The organism is Methanocalculus pumilus, from assembly GCF_055382585.1.
Genome location: NZ_AP042393.1, coordinates 1,873,636 through 1,889,586, shown reverse-complemented (window position 1 = coordinate 1,889,586; position 15,951 = coordinate 1,873,636). Strand labels below are relative to the sequence as shown.

Here is a 15,951-nt window from a genome sequence, read left to right as displayed (position 1 = left end):
AATGGGCATCCTTGAACGCATTCTTTCGACCCTTTCGCCAAAAACCGACACCTCGCCCTGCCGGTATCGCACCTGTGAGTACTGCGGGAAGGGTTCACTTGGACCCTATACCGATCGTGAGTGGGATGCCCTGGGGCGTATGTGCGAGGAATGCGAGTATGCGGAGATGGCAGACGGGACGCTCTGGTGAAGGGGAGTAGGGATGGTTAATGGTGCTCTCCCGGCACCCACCGCTCTCCGTCTTTTGTATATTCCTTCTTCCAGATCGGGACCCGTTCCTTCAGCCGTTCGATGATGTACTCGCATCCCTCAAATGCTTCCCGCCTGTGACCTGCCCCGACAAGGATTAGGACAATATTGTCACCGACGTTCAGATCCCCTATCCTATGGATGATATCAATGGATTTGATCGGAAACTTCGCGAATGCCTCGTCACGGATCGCTTCGAGTTCTTCCACGGCGACCTCCTGGTGTGCCTCAAGCTCGATCCGCTCGATCCCGTCATCCCTGACGATCCCGATAAATGAGACCATTGCACCCATATCGGGGGCTTTTCTCTCCTCGATCAGCCTGTTGATATCAAAGTCTTCCTGGGTAACTGTAACAACCATTCTCTTCAGCCTCCGGCAACTGGTGGATAGAGTGCAATCTCATCACCGTCATTGAGGACGATCGACTCAACCTCACTGTGGTTCACCCGCTTTTTGTTCTGCATCAGGATGATGTAGCGGCGCAGGGTGCCGTCATCATCATAGAGTGATGCCTTCATCTTCGGGTTTTTCCGGGCGATCTCCTGAATCAGTGCCGCGAGTGTTGTTCCGTCAGCTACTTCACGGGTGGTCTCTGATCCGAGTATCTCCCTGAAACGTGCAAATGCCTTGATTGTGATCATCATTTTCCTTTCTCCTCCATACGTATTTTTCGTATGATCCTTTATAATCGAGTATTTCGGAAGAGATCACCTAAATCAGTTATGTGATTATTCATCTGGCAGACAATCATGTCCATTGATGGGAATCCTTCCCGGCAGAGTATTCACCTGATGGCTATATCATCATGGTCGAAAAAGTTAACAATTGTGAAGTTCAATAGATCTATGGTGATTCCACTATGAGGGATCGTTTTTGTTGAGAGTACCACAATGAATCAAGGCAATTCCCGGAGTATTCGGCATCTGCCGCCTTCAGCCAAGCTTCTGTATAAGATCTTGGAATCAGGAGAGCAGATGACTCAGAAAGAGCTTGTCGCCAGGACATCGCTGTCCGGGCGAACAATCCGGTATGCAATAAAACGTCTGAAAGAAGAAGGGTTCATCGTTGAACGATACTACTTCACCGATGCAAGGCAGAGCCTGTATAGCCTCGATGAGGGTGTCCTTCAGGCATCGACGGCATAAGGAATCTTTCTCAGTAACTGGATAGTTATTCAACTTTTTCATCAAAAAGGGGGTTCTGGTGGTCTACCCGATCCCTTGATGAACTTTATGTGATGGTTTCCATTACCTGATCTCCATCATTGGCAGCGGGATGGTGGATGATATCATTTTCCTCTCTATTTCGAGTATTTTATCAAGATCTGCCTTTGTAGACGGGCCTTTTGGCACCGCCCTGCAACCGGTCGTTCGCACTATCGATGGGGTGAAAGTCCCGATATCCCGTGCCAGATTCATTATCTCTTCTTTATCCAACCCGATGAGGGGGCGGTATACCGGGATGGCAGCTGCATCATTGAGAACGATAAGGTTATCAAGCGTCTGGGATGCAACCTGGCCAATAGACTCCCCGGTAACAATCCCTGCCGCTCCAATATTTTGTGCGACAGCTTCTGCTATCCTGTACATCCTTCGTTTACAGAATAAACAGGTATATTTCTCATTCCAGCCCTCGATTAACTCTTTCTTTGCGGATGCAAGATATCCATCGGAGATGACAATAAGCTCGATATCTGGCTGGTATGGCCGAAGAGCCTCGATTACTTTTCTTGCCCGTGCGAGTGTCGTCTCATCCAGAAATTGATCGAGTGCGACATAGATCGGGATAATCCGGCAGCCTCTCTTCATCATCATCCAGGATGCAACAGGCGAGTCGATACCTCCCGATACGAGTGCCACAAGCGAGCCAGCCGATCCGAGGGGAAGACCTCCCGGACCTTTTAGAATGGTATCGTATATGTAACACTGTTCTCCCCGTATCTCGATGAACAGCTCTTTATCAGGATTGCTCAGGTCAACCTTCAGATGGGGATACTTCGCAAGAACAATGCTGCCGGTACGAGCTGCCATCTGTTGGGATGTAAAAGAATGATTGCCGACACGCTTCAGTCGTATCGCAAATGATCCTGTGGTTTTGAGCCCTTTCTCTCTACAGAAATCAAGAACCCCTCTCTCCAGATCGGCCAGGGGAAATGTCTCCACCTTTGAGAACGAAACGATCCCAAACACTTTGGAGAGGATATCCGGATCTATCCCGCCGGTAAGCCAGATACGCCCCCGTTCGTTTTTCATGTCAATATCGGGAAGGACTCTTCTGATATTGGAGATCAGAATATTCTCCCAGCGTTTCCTTACCGGATCTGATTTGAGAAATATCTCAGAATACCTGATCAACCATTCAGTTGCCATGCTTTCATCTCACAATAATGTTTAGAAAAATGAGTTTGAATGTGAATCAGGAGTGATTCCATCACACTGTGACTTTTTCCAGTGCCTGATTGAGGTCAAAGATGATATCTTCGATATCCTCGGTTCCAATTGCAAGCCTGATGTAATCAGGAGTGACGCCGGTTGCTCTCTGCTCCTCTTCGGTGAGCTGCTGGTGGGTGGTTGTTGCCGGATGAATCACCAGACTCTTTGAATCTCCGATGTTTGCAAGATGCGAGAAGAGTTCTAATGACTCAATAACAGTGCGTCCGGCTTCAACTCCTCCCTTCACCCCGAATCCGACGAGGGGACCAAAATTTCCATTCAGATATTTCGCAGCCTTTTTGTGGCTTTCATGATTCGAAAGCCCCGGATAATTGACCCAGGCAACTTTTGGATGCCTGCTCAGAAACTCTGCGACCGCCTGTGCATTCTTTCCGTGCCGCTCAACCCGGAGATGGAGTGTCTCAAGGCCGATTAAGAAGAGCCATGCATTGAATGGAGAAAGTGCAGCACCGGTATCCCTGAGGAGCTGAAGCCTGAGTTTGAAGGCGACTGCAACATTTCCAAGTCCCGGGAAGTTCCCAAAGGTATCCCAGTACTTCACCCCGTGATAGCTTGGATCAGGTTCGGTAAACTCCGGGAACTTCCCGCGGCTCCAGTCGAACTTTCCTGAGTCAACGACAACACCCCCAATCGAGTTTCCATGGCCACCGATGTACTTCGTGGCTGAGAGGACGACAATATCTGCACCATGGTCGATTGGACGGACCAGTCCGACTGCTGTTGTGTTGTCAACGACTAACGGTATCTCATGCTCATGTGCTATTGTAGCAAGCTTTTCGAAGTCAGGGATATCGAGTTTCGGATTTCCGATCGTCTCTGCATAGATGGCACGGGTCTTCTCGGTAATTGCTCTTCGAAATGCTTCCGGGTCGGTTGAGTCGACAAATATGACCTTTCTCCCGAATTTCGGGAAGGTATAATTGAAGAGCTGATAGGTGCCGCCATAGAGATTATCTGCTGAGACGATCTCATCTCCCGGCTGTGTTATGGTCAGGAGGGCATTGGTGATCGCTGCCATTCCCGAGGCGAATGCAAGGGCGGCTGTCCCACCCTCGATTGTTGCAATTCTCTTCTCAAAGACATCGGTGGTTGGATTCATCAACCGGGTATAGATATTTCCAAGCTCTCTTAGCCCGAAGAGATTCGCTGCATGTTCAGTATCCCGGAAGACATACGATGTCGTCTGGTAGAGTGGAACAGTTCTTGATCCGGTTGTCGGATCTGGTTCCTGCCCCGCATGGAGTGCCTGTGTTCCTAATCGGAATGTTTTTTCTGTCATTGGTATCGTCTCATTCTGTTATCGGTAATTCGTATTTCTCTGCAATTTCGATGAAGACATCAGCGAGGTACTGTACCTGCTTCTCTGAAAGGCCGTAGGTGTTCAGCTTCCAGGTTCGTGTGGCACCTGCAAATTCACCGATGATTCCCCGCTCTGACAACTCGTCACTGAGGAAGAATCCCCGGCGTTTATGGGTCTTTGCGATGGTGTCAAAGCTCCCTGTTGTATCCACCTTTGTAAGGGTATGCTTCCGTGGGTACTCGGAGAGAACCCGACTTCCGGAGATCGAGAGGAGTTTATCGATGAAGTAGTTCGATCGCTTCACTTCCTCATCCCAGTGGAGTGTCCGCTCTTTCACTGCGGGGAAGGACGCCATCATCGAAAGAAGCGTTCCACCCATCAGTGTGCACCCGAGCATCTGAACCTCTTTGATTCCAAACTTCCTCTTCGTCAGGTCCCCTGTCATTGCAGTGGTATTCAGGATCTTCTCAGCCCATTCATCAGTTGTGGCAAGTACTCCGGATGGAGCAACCGATGCCATGCTCTTGTGGCCGGAACCCACGATGAAATCAACGCCAAGCGATTTCCCATCCACCGGCATGATACCGACGGTATAGGCGCCATTGTAGAGTATCGGGATGTCGTACTGGTGTGCTACTTTGGCAATACCAGCGATGTCATGAACATTTGCATTCTGGTAGTCGACATGATCCATCATCACAAGGGAGGGAGTCTTCCCTGTCTCGCGGATCACATCTTCAATCTTCACTGCGGTTGCCTCGGGGGTGACGAGATTCTTTTCATTGAGAGGCACCTCTCTGACAACCCCTCCTGCCCCCTCGACTGCGAGGAACTCGGTGTAATGAGCCAGAGCAGAGACGATGACACTGTCTCCTTTTGCAACAAGGCTCTGGGCGACTGCCTGGAATCCCCTCCTGGCTCCCGGCACCACACGGGCAATATCCATATTGACATACGATGCAAGGTCAGCATGGAAATCAGCAATCCCGGGTTTTGTGATCTTGTCGAGACGGAAGGGTTTTCGGCAGGCGTCACAGGTTGAGTAGCCGTCACCGTAGGCGGCTATTGCCTTCCTTGCCTCCGGAGTCAGCCGTCCTGCTGCCTGAATCGGCTGGATGTTGATGAACTCCTCTTCCCGTGACCGAATGTCAAGGGTTCCGGCAATCTTTGTGATCCGTGCGGTCCCTTTGTCTTCTTCCAGCTCATGTATTATCGCTTTCAGTTCAGCGATCTTTTCATCAAATGCCGTCTCTTCCACCTTGTCAAGACCTGTGGGTATCGATCCGCGATAGATCTCCCGCATATCTTCAAGGGTGAAGATCGCCTCGAATAACTTCTGTACTCTGATATTCATGATCACTCCTAAGACTCTACTGCATTATTCGCTCAATCTATTCTGATCTGATGGCGGATGGTCATCTCCTCCAACCCAGGTAATAATTCACAATTGTGAAAGCCATAATGAACATCAACCAGTAAATATATATATCTTCTTCAAGCGGCGAAATCATCCTGTTTTTCAGTTTCAACTCCGGTTTCTACTGGCTGGAAATGACCGACCGGATGTCCTCTCTTTTACAATTTTCAGGGATAATGATCGAATATCCTTTTCAATGTATTTTTCTCAGTTTATGCATCATTCACACCACAAACCCTGCATCCTGGGTTCTTCTCAAGCCCGATCTCATCAACCGTAGATCGCTCTCCATCCCAGTGCATGAGTCGGTTCTCCAGAAGTTCCCCTGTGCCGGTGAGGTACTTGATCACCTCGGTTGCCTGTACCATTCCTATGAACCCGGGTGCTACTCCTACGACCGGGAAGACTTCAGCAGGTGGTGGGTGTGGAAATATACATGAGAGGCAGGCAGTTTTTCCGGGGATTATCGTTGTTGCCTGCCCGCAGAGACCACGTATTCCGCCGTGGAAGAAGGGGATCTTCTTTGTATATGCTGCCTTGTTCAAAAGATACCGGGTTGGGAAGTTATCCATCGCATCGACAATACCATCTGCATCTCCGACGAGATTGAGGACATTTGTCTCATCAATGGTTGTATCGATAACATCAATCCTTATATCGGGATTGATCTCTCTGAGCTTGGCTGCTGCAGATACCGTCTTCCTCTCTCCGATATCCTGGTTGAAGTGGAGTATCTGCCGATTGAGATTTGTTAGTTCCACGCTGTCTTTATCAACAAGGATGATTTGTCCCACCCCTGCAACTGCAAGGTAGATGGAGATGGGAGAACCAAGACCACCGGCACCTGCGATGAATATCGTTGCTTCCTTCAGCCGCTCCTGGCCCTCTTCGCCGAAGAGCATGATCTGGCGTTTGTATCGATCGAGTTCCTGAACCGAAAACATAGAGTCCCTCCAAATGGATTTTACAGGGTATTATAAGAAGAGCCAAGGCCCGGAATCGAACCGGGATGTAGTTGATCTGCAGTCAACCGCGTAGCCACTCCGCCACCTTGGCACAGGCATTCACAATTGTGACATTGCCATAATCTACTCTTCCCTCTGATACGTTAATGGCTTCGAATCCGGCAAAAAAAACCTCATTTTGTATCTTCAATCCGAAGGTATAATACTCCACAGAACAAATTATCGTATAATTCACAATTGTGAAAAGGACTCTGTGATGGAAATGTCTGTAATGACGCCAGAAGGAAAAGCGTTTCTTGTTGCTATTGGAACCGTGGAGCTTGATGAGCGGCTTGTTCCGATTGCAACAAAGACATCGGCAACTGCCGGTCCCGGAGCCGGAGGGACGTCGATCTTCATCCGGTCAGGGGATCACAGAGTGCGCCTGACGGTAAAGGAACATTCTCCATTAAAAGTTGTTCCAGATGAAGATGGTGTTCTCATTCTTCATAATAATGAGCCGTTTATCTGGGGAAAACTCGAAACACCGCTCTGCCACTGCCCGGAACAGGCATATATCACGGTCAGCGAATGCTGCATCTTTGACTGCAGGTTCTGCCCGGTTCCAAAACTTCATGGCGGAATAAAAAGTATCGGGACGATCATCGGCATGGTTGAAGAGGCATCGGCAACCGGCAGGCTCAATGCAATCTCCCTGACAAGTGGTGTCGCCGTCTCTCCTGAAGAGGAGGTGGAAAGGATGGTTAGGGTTGTGGAGGCGTTAAAAAGCCGTTTTGACCTCCCAATCGGCGTCTCGGTTTATCCGACGAAAGATTCAAGCCGGCTCCTCCACGATGCCGGTGCAGTTGAGATCAAGTATAATGTGGAGACGATGGATCCGGAGATCTTCGCTTCTGTCTGCCCTGATTTCTCCTTACCTGAGATCCTTGATGCACTCAGGGAGGCGGTATCAATCTTTGGAAAAAATGCGGTCTTTACAAATTTCATCATCGGCCTTGGTGAGGATGATAACACAGTACTTGATGGTGTCATGACTCTTGCGCAGATGGGTGTAATCCCAAATCTCCGTCCGATCTCACCATCCCCACTTCGTCAAGGTGAGATCACGATGAAACGGCCCTCACAGGAACGTCTCCTGTACCTTTCAAAGGAGACAAAAGAGATACTGAAACAGCATGGGCTCGATGCCACAAAAGCCCGCACCATGTGCCTCCCATGCACAGGCTGTGATATCACGCCGTTTTGGGATGTTTAGTAGTTGAGGTATAGTATGGTAGAGGAAAGAAATGAAACGCTTATCATCCTCGGGTGCCCCGAGGTTCCGGTGCAGCAGGCGCTTGCACTCTATGCAGCAGGTCACCTGAATGAAGCTGGAAAGGATGTACTGATTGCCGGGAACAGCGCGGTGCTGGTTCTCCTGAAGGTCTCAGATCCGAAGAAGGTGTACGCAAAGAAGATGATGGAACTCGATCGGTGTATCGAGGAACTGGCATCAGGGGAACGAATTCCATCGACCTGTATCGTCTTTGCCCACAATGATGCCGGGATCAGTTACGCAACCACCATCCGGTATCTCTTTGAAGGCCGTCTTATCGTCGTTGTCTTTGGGAGGGAGGCAGAGGATCTTGCAGGTCAACTTGAGATTCCCTGCGAGCTGATCGTCGAGAAGGCGGTCCATAATCCCGGTAAACTCCGTAAAAAACTGGATGAGGTGCTTTGATGGGCTGTGTAGAAGATCTCGGCTATGAGGTTCTCCTCTCGATGGCCTCATTCAAAGAGTGCAGGGAATATGTTGAAAAACACTACAAAGAGGTCTATTATGTTGATCCGGGTTTTAAAATTTTTGAGAAACGGATCATCGGTGTTCCTCCCATTCCTCTTGGTATCGATGGCGATGCGGTCATCCTCCCCTATACAAAACCCTGCCAAGGCACCTATCTTCTCCGTGTCATATCCTCAGAAGATGTAGTGATGGTACAAAAGAAAGGGAGGGAAAAGCCATAAGGCTTCAGGATTGTATCAGTCATGTGGATGGTGTATTCATCAGATTGAAGAGAGGTGCCAGAAGTGACTGTACAGGATATATCAACAGAAATCCGCTCTCTTGCTGAAGAGAAAAATGCAGTGATCCTTGCCCATAACTATCAGGTTGCCGGGGTACAGGATATTGCTGATATCGTCGGGGACTCGCTCGAGCTTGCCCGGGCAGTAGCAGGGCGAGGAGAAGAGACTATCATCTTCTGCGGGGTTGATTTTATGGCTGAGACTGCTGCTATCCTCTCTCCTGAAAAGACTGTCCTCCTCCCGGCACCTGATGCCCACTGCCCGATGGCAGGGATGATCACCGGAGGTGAGGTGAGGATCCTCCGTGAGCGGTTCCCTGACGCAGCCGTCGTTGCATATGTGAATACAACAGCTGAGGTGAAGGCAGAAAGTGATATCTGCTGTACATCGGCAAATGCCCTTAAAGTCGTCGAATCCCTCGAAACCGATCAGGTGATCATGCTCCCTGACAGAAACCTTGCACGCTATGTGGCACGATTCACGGAAAAAGAGATTTTGCCCTGGAAAGGGTACTGCTATGTCCATGACAGGATGAGTATTGAGGATGTCAAACAGGCGAGATCTGCTCATCCGGATAGCGAGTTACTTGTTCATCCTGAATGTCGGCCTGAGGTGATCGATCTGGCAGATTATGTCCATTCAACCTCCGGGATGATCCGGCATATCTGTGCATCCGACAGACATGATTTTATCATCGGAACGGAGCCTGGCATTATTCATCAGATAGAGAAACAGTGCCCCGGCAAGCGGGTCTATCCCCTCTCTGAAAAAGCCATATGTATGAATATGAAGAAGACCTCCCTGGATAAGGTTCTCCAATCACTTGAAACTCTGACACCGCGGATTTTGGTTCCTGATGAGATAGCTGCGAGAGCACGGGTTGCAATTTCCCGGATGCTTGAAATTTAAAGATCTTCAAGTCTTCCTTTCTGTGCAACAAACCGATCCCAGTTGAAGGGCTCGTCTAGGATCTCGACATTGACATGTGAGATTCCGCCGAGTCCAAGCACAGTCCTCTTCACCTGATCTTTTAAATAATCAACGAGAGGACAGGCGCTTGTCGTCAGAACCATCGAGACGAGAACTGAATCATCCTCGACATGCACCTCCTTTACAAGACCGAGATCGACGATATCAATCCCTACCTCGGGATCGATAACCGTCCTGAGTGCGTTTCTGACCTCCTCCTCCCTGATCAGTTCATGCTTCTTCGCCTCTTTTGTAATATGGTCGCGTTCAAGCTCAAAGATCCTCTCTTCAAGCCTGCTCTGCCGATCGAGGAGGCGGCTCACTACCCTGAGCATAGGATCCGGCAGATCTCCATGATCGAGGATTCCGGGGGTCCTCTGCTCATCAGGCCCGGCAATTCTTCCAGGAACCCCAATCACGGTTGCTCCTGCCGGAACCGGCCGGACAACAACCGATCCCGCACCAATCCGGGCACCCTCTCCTATATCGATCGGTCCAAGGACTGCGGCACCTGATCCGACAATAACGTCATTTCCGATAGTCGGGTGACGTTTACCCCTCGTCAGCGATGTCCCTCCGAGAACAACCCCCATATAGATGAGTACATCGTTGCCGATCTCTGCTGTCTCCCCGATGACAACACCTGAGCCATGATCGATGAAGACCCTTCTACCGATCATTGCGCCGGGATGTATCTCGACTCCGGTAAGGGCACGTGAGATATGTGAAAGCAGGCGGGCAGGAAAACGAAGCCTGTAACTCCAGAGACGGTGTGCAATTCTATGTATCCAGAGGGCATGCATCCCCGGATAGCAGCAGATTACCTCAAGGGTGGATCGTGCTGCCGGATCCTTCTCAAAGACCGTCCTGACATCTTCCCGTATGCTCATACTCTTTCTCCTATGGTGTGAAGAGACCAGTTGAAAGGTATCTCTCTCCAGTATCCGGCAGGATAACAACAATCAGCTTTCCTGCATTCTCCTCTCGTTCTGCTACCCTTAGGGCCGCAGTAAGTGCAGCACCTGATGATATCCCTGCAAGAATGCCTTCATTTCGGGCAAGCTTCTGTGCCATCTCTTTCGCTTCGTCTGCGGTGACCTGTATTATCTCATCAATAAGGTCGATCCTGATGATCTTCGGAACAAAACCTGCACCGATCCCCTGTATTTTGTGTGGACCCGGTTTTCCCCCGGAGAGAACCGGTGACTCTACGGGCTCGACTGCAATAGCCTTAAAAGATGGTTTCCGCTCTTTGATGACCTCTGCAATCCCGGTTATCGTCCCTCCTGTTCCAACCCCTGCAACAACGATATCGACTTTTCCGTCTGTGTCCCGCCAGATCTCTTCAGCTGTTGTCTTTCTGTGGATCTCCGGGTTTGCCGGGTTCTCGAACTGCTGGGGCATGAAGCAGCCCCCTTCTTCTGCAAGAGAGGTCGCCTTCCGGATTGCTCCGCCCATCCCTTCGCCACCCGGCGTCAGGATCAGTTCCGCTCCAAGAGCAGAGAGAACCTGCCGTCGTTCAACACTCATCGTCTCAGGCATAACGAGGGTAATGGGGTGTCCGCGTGCGGCAGCAACAGTTGCCAGAGCTATCCCGGTATTTCCGCTTGTCGGCTCAACGATCATTATCCTTTGCCCCTTACCGAGTCTGCCTTCTCTCTCTGCACAGTCAATCATCGCAAGCCCGATCCTGTCCTTGACGCTGTGCATCGGGTTGAAGGACTCGGCCTTAACAGCCACTATTGCCGATAACCTCTCCGTGATCCTGTTCAGACGGATGAGGGGAGTATTTCCGATTGTTTCTGTTATATCACTATAGATCTTACCCATAATTCTCCTCCTTATGTGCATCTGCCAACAAGCCTGCTGATCGCTTCACTGGTGATGATGCCAATGACCCGCTTCTTCTCATCAATGACCGGGAGTGCTGAGATGGAGCTCTCCTGCATTCTTCGTGCTGCTTCCCGAACCGGCTCATCCGGCAAAGCGGTGAGAACATCCCTGCTCATGATCTCATCAAGGGTCCTGTAGCCGCAGGCGACAGCCTTGGCAATATCCCATGACGTTACGATCCCGGAAATCTGCTTCTTTTCTCCAAGCACAGGGAGGTGATTGACGCCCTCATTGATCATAATTTTGGATGCTTCAAGTATCGAAGCCGACTCTTCGATAGTGGGTATTCCGCCCCCCATTACATTTCTGACGAGGAGACGGTCGAGGAAATCCCCGATAATGTAATTAAGCTGCCCGGACTCGAGCAGGAAGGCATCATGCCCGTACTTCGATCGAATTTCGCAGTACTGCACATCTATCCCGTTTTCTGTGAGTGCTGCTACCAACTCCTCTGACTGGTATGGCGGGTACAGCCAGTCGCTTGATACCGAGACAACGAGGAACGATGATGTAGCATTGGTAAATCCGTCTGCAAGCGATCCCTCCAGGGAGAGATCGAAATAATCGAGAGCCCGTGTGATGTAGAGGTAGCTGTTTGGATCGAACCGGCGGGTGAAAGAGTCCCCCTGATGATGGAGGTAACTCTCTACCTGAAACTCTGTTGCAAATTCATAGCTGATCCCTTCTGGTCCATAGAATCTCCTTCCAAACTTCTCATGCATGGCTTCATCCGAGAGGTACGTGATATGGCCGATCATTCTGGCCAGACCAAGACCGCGCGTTGGAGGATCCGCTGGTGAATACTCTCCCCCTTTCCATGCAGGATCCGCCATGATCGCCTGCCGTCCTACTTCATTAAAGGCGATCTGCTGGGGTGATGATCGGGAGGTGGTTGCAATCACAATTACCTTACTGACCGCTTCCGGGTAGAGAACCGACCAGGCAAGTGCCTGCATGCCTCCCATCGATCCGCCTGCAACAGCAGCAAGTCTCCTGATACCCAAATGGTCGATAAGCCTCTTCTGAGCCCTGACCATATCCTGAATGGTTATAACAGGAAAACTCAGTCCATATGGCTTCCCAGTCTCCGGATTGATTGACGCGGGTCCAGTTGATCCCTTGCATCCCCCGATAACGTTTGAACAGATGACGAAGTACCGGTCGGTATCAAAAGCCTTTCCCGGCCCAATAAGCGTCTCCCACCACCCTTTCTTACCGGACTCCGGATCGACTCCGGCTGCGTGGGCATCCCCTGAGAGGGCATGGCAGATGAGGATTGCATTGCTCTTCTCACGATTCAGTTTTCCATAGATCTGGTATGCGATGGTGAATGGGCTGAGAGTCGCTTTTGATTCAAGGAGAAGCGGCTCATCAAAGGTGACTGTCATCGTGTGCGTTGTTGATAATGATCGTGCCATATCTCTTCTCCCGATATTTCACAATTGTGAATCTTCTATACATGAATGAACCGAGGGTTATAAAAAAGTTATTGTTCCGGCTCTTTGGCGAAGCTATTTATCGCTCATTGACTTAACAATTGTGAAATAACTATGGTGGGAAGTGATGGTTCTGAAGTTACCCTGTCAGATGATCGTATGGGATGTACTCCCGGCTATCCGGGCTGCGATCGCAGAGGAGCTGATTTCGTGCGGTTCAACCCAGCAGGAAGCTGCTGAAATTCTTGATTGTGCTCCCTCTGCCATATCGCAGTACCTCTCGGGAAAGCGAGGGTATAGAATTGTTTTTGAGGAGGATATCCGTACCCTGATCAGGGATCTTGCATCTGATCTCCATTCGGGAAAAGAGATAGATCTGGCATCACAAATTTGCAAAATCTGCGTGAAGATGCGGGAAGGTGAACAGGCCTGCGGTTCTTATGAGGATGTGGAATGAAATGGATAATCTGAAGAGGAACGTCAGGGAAGTATTAAGAAAGAAGTCTCCACTTGTTATTGCCTTCTCAGGCGGTGTGGATAGCTCTCTTCTGGCAGCCATTGCAGAGGAGGCAATCCCGGGCCGGGTTCGGTATATCCTCCTTGACTCACCTGTTGTGCCCCGGCGGGCAGTTGCTGATGCACTCAGGGTAGCTCAGGAGATTGATATTGATTGTGAGGTCGTTCCGTTCCCAATTCTTCAAAATGAAGCATTCTGCCGTAATCCCAAAGATCGGTGTGCCATCTGTAAGCGCGATTCGTCACGTATCTTCAAGGAGCGTTCAGCTGGTGCTACAATAGCTGACGGGGCGAATCTCTCGGATCTCGGGGAGTACCGCCCCGGTCTTGCCGTCGCTGATGAGGAAGGAGTCGTCCATCCTTTCATTGAGGCAGGTGTCGATAAAGCGGGAATTCGTGAGATGGCACGCGAATGCAATCTGAGCTTCTGGAACAAACCCTCAAATGCCTGTCTTGCCACCAGGATTCCCTATGATGAACCGATCACTCCTCAGAAACTCAGGATGATCGAGGAGGGGGAGGAGATCCTCTCTGAATGTGGTTTTTCACAACTGCGTCTCCGTGTTCATGGCGATATCGCCAGAATTGAAGTCCCTGAAGATGAGCTTTTGAATCTCATCTCCTGCCGTGAGAAGATAACCGATGCTTTCAGGCGTCTTGGCTTTCTTTATGTCACCCTTGATCTTATGGGATATCGGAGCGGGAGTATGGATGAATAATCATGATTGCCGATACAATCCGTTCTGACTTTCCAATCACTGATGACCTTATTTATCTCGACTCTGCTGCAACCAGCCTGATGCCCCGGCAGGTTGCAGAGGCGATCTCTGAGTACGATCTCAGGTACAGGGCAAATATTGGAAGGAGTGTCCACCGGCTTTCTGTCATTGCAACCCAGCGATACCTTGATGCACATGATCGTATTGCTTCTTTCATTGGTGGAGAATCAGGAACGACCGTGATCACAAAAAATACGACTGAGGCAATCGGAATTGTCGCTTCTGGTATTCACTGGAAGAAGGGGGATCGGGTCGTAACGACGGCACTTGAACACCATTCAAACCTCCTTCCCTGGCTACGGCTCCGGAAGAGGGGTGTTATCGTTGACGTAATCATGCCGGATGCAGATGGATTGATCGATATAGGAGCATTTGAGGCTGCTATAACTGATGAAACCCGCCTCGTTGCGATCACCTATGCATCAAATGTGCTCGGGTCGCTTCTTCCTGTCAGGAAAATTGCTCAGATCTGCCAGGAACATGGTGCCGAACTCCTCGTGGATGGTGCGCAATCTGTTCCTCATCTCCCAATAGATGTGAAAGATCTTGGATGTGACTACCTCTGCTTCTCAGGACACAAGATGCTCGGACCAACCGGAACAGGTGTACTCTGGATGAAAGAGATGGCTCTTGAACCTCTGCTGACTGGAGGAGGGTCTGTTGAGCAGGCATCAGTTGATGGATATACGTATCTCGGGGATTACCGCCGGTACGAGGGAGGCACCCCTCCGATCGGAGGCACAATCGGTCTTGGAAAGGCGGTTTGGTATCTTGAGTCGATCGGGATGAAGAATATCAAACGTCATGAAGAACATTTATCCCGGAGGCTTCTCAATGGTCTCCTGGATATTGATGGAGTAACGGTGTATGGATCAGAGAATCCCAATGATCGGATCGGTGTCGTCTCCTTTACTATTTCCGGAATGCATCCACATGATGTTGCCCATATCCTTGATGAGGCAGCGGATATTATGGTCAGATCAGGAGATCACTGCTGCAAACCTCTGATGGATCTGCTTGCTCTTCCAGAGGGAACGGTTCGGGCAAGCACCTATATTTATACAACAGATGAAGAGATAGATCTCCTTCTCAAGACGCTTGAAGAGATAACAAGGATGGTGAGATGATATTTCTGAAACTTCCGACACTTCGTGTCATAGATGATACTGTCACTGAGATCCTTCACCCGGTCATCGAGGAGGTGCCGATCGCCGTCCTTGTGAATGGCAGGCATATCCTCACTGCAATGACAAGCCCGGTGATGCTGCGCGAATTTGTGATCGGGTACCTCTATACCGAGCGGATCATCAGCTCACTCGAAGATATCGAGTCGATCCGGATTGAGGATACGAAGATAAGTGTTCTGACGAAGAATCCTTTTGAGATCCTTGTTTCAAAGAAGACTGTTCTCTCCGGTTGCGGGGGAACAAGTTCGTTTCTGGATTCCACACACCTGCCCCATGCACCGCAAGGTTTTGTGCTCTCTCCGGATATTATCCGGGCAGCAGTGAAGGCGGGGCTCACCTCTGATCTTCACACCGAAACAGGAGGCATCCATATCGTCGGACTTTTCAATAAAGAGGGGGCGGCGATCCGGATCGTTGAGGATATCGGCCGCCATAATGCCCTTGATCGGGCGATAGGTTTTGCTCTTGAAGCCGGAATCGATCTCTCAGAAACCTTTGTCATCTGCTCGGGGAGAATCTCTTCGGAAATGGCGAGAAAGTGTCTTATTGCCGGCATCCCGATTGTTGCTTCACGAGGTGCTACAACAACGCTTGCAGTTGCGATAGCAAAACAGGCAAACCTGACACTTATCGGCTTTGTCAGATCAAACAAGATGAATATCTACTCAGGTGCAGAAAGGATACGAGGAGCAGTTGTATCTGAGTGATCTGATGACTTCGG

At 50.0% G+C, this 15,951-nt stretch carries 19 protein-coding genes and 1 tRNA gene; 10 read left to right on the top strand and 10 right to left on the bottom strand.

Going from position 1 to position 15,951, the window contains the following annotated elements:
* Nucleotide 1 precedes the first annotated feature (1 nt).
* Nucleotides 2-190 carry a hypothetical protein gene (locus tag ACZ44I_RS10020; RefSeq protein WP_464550306.1) on the top strand — a complete coding sequence of 63 codons (189 nt, stop codon included), beginning with the start codon at nt 2-4 and terminating at the stop codon, nt 188-190.
* Between the two features lie 16 nt (nt 191-206).
* Here the strand turns inward: ACZ44I_RS10020 and ACZ44I_RS10015 are convergent, their stop codons facing one another.
* Complete coding sequence (locus ACZ44I_RS10015; protein WP_464550308.1) at nt 207-611, bottom strand: molybdenum cofactor biosynthesis protein MoaE; 405 nt, start codon at nt 609-611, stop codon at nt 207-209.
* A gap of 5 nt (nt 612-616) precedes the next feature.
* Nucleotides 617-895 (bottom strand): ubiquitin-like small modifier protein 1, encoded by a 279-nt coding sequence (locus ACZ44I_RS10010; protein WP_464550310.1) that lies wholly within the window; start codon nt 893-895, stop codon nt 617-619.
* A gap of 330 nt (nt 896-1,225) precedes the next feature.
* Here ACZ44I_RS10010 and ACZ44I_RS10005 point away from each other — a divergent pair, with 330 nt between their 5' ends.
* Nucleotides 1,226-1,396, top strand: coding sequence for a winged helix-turn-helix domain-containing protein (locus ACZ44I_RS10005; RefSeq protein ID WP_464576510.1), 171 nt, complete (start codon nt 1,226-1,228; stop codon nt 1,394-1,396).
* Between the two features lie 102 nt (nt 1,397-1,498).
* Here ACZ44I_RS10005 and thiI read toward each other — a convergent pair whose 3' ends face one another.
* The 5 genes from thiI to ACZ44I_RS09980 all read right to left on the bottom strand — a co-directional run bounded on the left by thiI (nt 1,499) and on the right by ACZ44I_RS09980 (nt 6,477).
* Nucleotides 1,499-2,620 (bottom strand): tRNA uracil 4-sulfurtransferase ThiI, encoded by a 1,122-nt coding sequence (gene thiI / locus ACZ44I_RS10000; protein WP_464550312.1) that lies wholly within the window; start codon nt 2,618-2,620, stop codon nt 1,499-1,501.
* Nucleotides 2,621-2,681: 61 nt separating this feature from the next.
* Entirely contained in the window at nt 2,682-3,983 is a 1,302-nt protein-coding gene (locus ACZ44I_RS09995; protein ID WP_464550314.1) for an O-acetylhomoserine aminocarboxypropyltransferase/cysteine synthase family protein, read from the bottom strand.
* Nucleotides 3,984-3,993: 10 nt separating this feature from the next.
* Nucleotides 3,994-5,358, bottom strand: coding sequence for an O-phospho-L-seryl-tRNA:Cys-tRNA synthase (pscS, locus tag ACZ44I_RS09990; RefSeq protein ID WP_464550316.1), 1,365 nt, complete (start codon nt 5,356-5,358; stop codon nt 3,994-3,996).
* Nucleotides 5,359-5,633: 275 nt separating this feature from the next.
* The gene (locus tag ACZ44I_RS09985; protein WP_464550318.1) at nt 5,634-6,365 is read right to left on the bottom strand and encodes a HesA/MoeB/ThiF family protein; all 732 of its coding nucleotides are present in this window, start codon (nt 6,363-6,365) and stop codon (nt 5,634-5,636) included.
* Nucleotides 6,366-6,405: 40 nt separating this feature from the next.
* A tRNA-Cys gene (locus ACZ44I_RS09980) sits at nt 6,406-6,477 on the bottom strand.
* 171 nt (nt 6,478-6,648) lie between these two features.
* Between ACZ44I_RS09980 and ACZ44I_RS09975 the strand changes: the two genes are divergently transcribed.
* From ACZ44I_RS09975 to nadA, 4 genes are all read left to right on the top strand, one after another.
* The gene (locus ACZ44I_RS09975) at nt 6,649-7,641 is read left to right on the top strand and encodes a radical SAM protein (protein ID WP_464550320.1); all 993 of its coding nucleotides are present in this window, start codon (nt 6,649-6,651) and stop codon (nt 7,639-7,641) included.
* Between the two features lie 15 nt (nt 7,642-7,656).
* A complete protein-coding gene (locus ACZ44I_RS09970) occupies nt 7,657-8,106 on the top strand; it encodes a DUF1890 family protein (protein WP_464550322.1) in 450 nt (149 codons plus the stop codon).
* Entirely contained in the window at nt 8,106-8,390 is a 285-nt protein-coding gene (locus ACZ44I_RS09965; RefSeq protein WP_464550324.1) for a DUF1894 domain-containing protein, read from the top strand. Before ACZ44I_RS09970 ends, ACZ44I_RS09965 begins: the two co-directional genes overlap by 1 nt.
* A gap of 63 nt (nt 8,391-8,453) precedes the next feature.
* Nucleotides 8,454-9,359, top strand: a complete 906-nt coding sequence (gene nadA / locus ACZ44I_RS09960; protein ID WP_464550326.1) for a quinolinate synthase NadA — start codon at nt 8,454-8,456, stop codon at nt 9,357-9,359.
* Here the strand turns inward: nadA and cysE are convergent.
* From cysE to metX, 3 genes are read right to left on the bottom strand one after another with little or no spacing between them, the layout of a single operon-like run.
* Nucleotides 9,356-10,309 (bottom strand): serine O-acetyltransferase, encoded by a 954-nt coding sequence (gene cysE / locus ACZ44I_RS09955; RefSeq protein ID WP_464550328.1) that lies wholly within the window; start codon nt 10,307-10,309, stop codon nt 9,356-9,358. The genes nadA and cysE overlap by 4 nt on opposite strands.
* 10 nt (nt 10,310-10,319) lie before the next feature.
* On the bottom strand, nt 10,320-11,249 hold the full coding sequence (gene cysK / locus ACZ44I_RS09950; RefSeq protein WP_464550330.1) for a cysteine synthase A: 930 nt from the start codon (nt 11,247-11,249) through the stop codon (nt 10,320-10,322).
* An 11-nt stretch (nt 11,250-11,260) separates the two neighbouring features.
* Nucleotides 11,261-12,730, bottom strand: a complete 1,470-nt coding sequence (metX, locus tag ACZ44I_RS09945) for a homoserine O-acetyltransferase MetX (protein ID WP_464550331.1) — start codon at nt 12,728-12,730, stop codon at nt 11,261-11,263.
* A gap of 145 nt (nt 12,731-12,875) precedes the next feature.
* Between metX and ACZ44I_RS09940 the strand changes: the two genes are divergently transcribed.
* Genes ACZ44I_RS09940 through fdhD form a run of 4 tightly spaced genes read left to right on the top strand, consistent with a single transcriptional unit; the run spans nt 12,876 to nt 15,937 of the window.
* On the top strand, nt 12,876-13,205 hold the full coding sequence (locus ACZ44I_RS09940) for a transcriptional regulator (RefSeq protein WP_464550333.1): 330 nt from the start codon (nt 12,876-12,878) through the stop codon (nt 13,203-13,205).
* Between the two features lies 1 nt (nt 13,206).
* The gene (gene larE / locus ACZ44I_RS09935) at nt 13,207-13,983 is read left to right on the top strand and encodes an ATP-dependent sacrificial sulfur transferase LarE (RefSeq protein WP_464550335.1); all 777 of its coding nucleotides are present in this window, start codon (nt 13,207-13,209) and stop codon (nt 13,981-13,983) included.
* A gap of 2 nt (nt 13,984-13,985) precedes the next feature.
* Nucleotides 13,986-15,170, top strand: a complete 1,185-nt coding sequence (locus ACZ44I_RS09930; RefSeq protein WP_464550337.1) for an aminotransferase class V-fold PLP-dependent enzyme — start codon at nt 13,986-13,988, stop codon at nt 15,168-15,170.
* A complete protein-coding gene (fdhD, locus tag ACZ44I_RS09925; protein ID WP_464550339.1) occupies nt 15,167-15,937 on the top strand; it encodes a formate dehydrogenase accessory sulfurtransferase FdhD in 771 nt (256 codons plus the stop codon). Before ACZ44I_RS09930 ends, fdhD begins: the two co-directional genes overlap by 4 nt.
* Nucleotides 15,938-15,951: the final 14 nt, after the last annotated feature.

Bases quoted from the DNA above. Each gene is read 5' to 3' on its own strand.
- ACZ44I_RS10020 (WP_464550306.1), top strand. From the start codon at position 2: ATGGGCATCCTTGAACGCATTCTTTCGACCCTTTCGCCAAAAACCGAC.
- ACZ44I_RS10015 (WP_464550308.1), bottom strand. From the start codon at position 611: ATGGTTGTTACAGTTACCCAGGAAGACTTTGATATCAACAGGCTGATC.
- ACZ44I_RS10010 (WP_464550310.1), bottom strand. From the start codon at position 895: ATGATGATCACAATCAAGGCATTTGCACGTTTCAGGGAGATACTCGGA.
- ACZ44I_RS10005 (WP_464576510.1), top strand. From the start codon at position 1,226: ATGACTCAGAAAGAGCTTGTCGCCAGGACATCGCTGTCCGGGCGAACA.
- thiI (WP_464550312.1), bottom strand. From the start codon at position 2,620: ATGGCAACTGAATGGTTGATCAGGTATTCTGAGATATTTCTCAAATCA.
- ACZ44I_RS09995 (WP_464550314.1), bottom strand. From the start codon at position 3,983: ATGACAGAAAAAACATTCCGATTAGGAACACAGGCACTCCATGCGGGG.
- pscS (WP_464550316.1), bottom strand. From the start codon at position 5,358: ATGAATATCAGAGTACAGAAGTTATTCGAGGCGATCTTCACCCTTGAA.
- ACZ44I_RS09985 (WP_464550318.1), bottom strand. From the start codon at position 6,365: ATGTTTTCGGTTCAGGAACTCGATCGATACAAACGCCAGATCATGCTC.
- ACZ44I_RS09975 (WP_464550320.1), top strand. From the start codon at position 6,649: ATGTCTGTAATGACGCCAGAAGGAAAAGCGTTTCTTGTTGCTATTGGA.
- ACZ44I_RS09970 (WP_464550322.1), top strand. From the start codon at position 7,657: ATGGTAGAGGAAAGAAATGAAACGCTTATCATCCTCGGGTGCCCCGAG.
- ACZ44I_RS09965 (WP_464550324.1), top strand. From the start codon at position 8,106: ATGGGCTGTGTAGAAGATCTCGGCTATGAGGTTCTCCTCTCGATGGCC.
- cysE (WP_464550328.1), bottom strand. From the start codon at position 10,309: ATGAGCATACGGGAAGATGTCAGGACGGTCTTTGAGAAGGATCCGGCA.
- cysK (WP_464550330.1), bottom strand. From the start codon at position 11,249: ATGGGTAAGATCTATAGTGATATAACAGAAACAATCGGAAATACTCCC.
- metX (WP_464550331.1), bottom strand. From the start codon at position 12,730: ATGGCACGATCATTATCAACAACGCACACGATGACAGTCACCTTTGAT.
- ACZ44I_RS09940 (WP_464550333.1), top strand. From the start codon at position 12,876: ATGGTTCTGAAGTTACCCTGTCAGATGATCGTATGGGATGTACTCCCG.
- larE (WP_464550335.1), top strand. From the start codon at position 13,207: ATGGATAATCTGAAGAGGAACGTCAGGGAAGTATTAAGAAAGAAGTCT.
- ACZ44I_RS09930 (WP_464550337.1), top strand. From the start codon at position 13,986: ATGATTGCCGATACAATCCGTTCTGACTTTCCAATCACTGATGACCTT.
- fdhD (WP_464550339.1), top strand. From the start codon at position 15,167: ATGATATTTCTGAAACTTCCGACACTTCGTGTCATAGATGATACTGTC.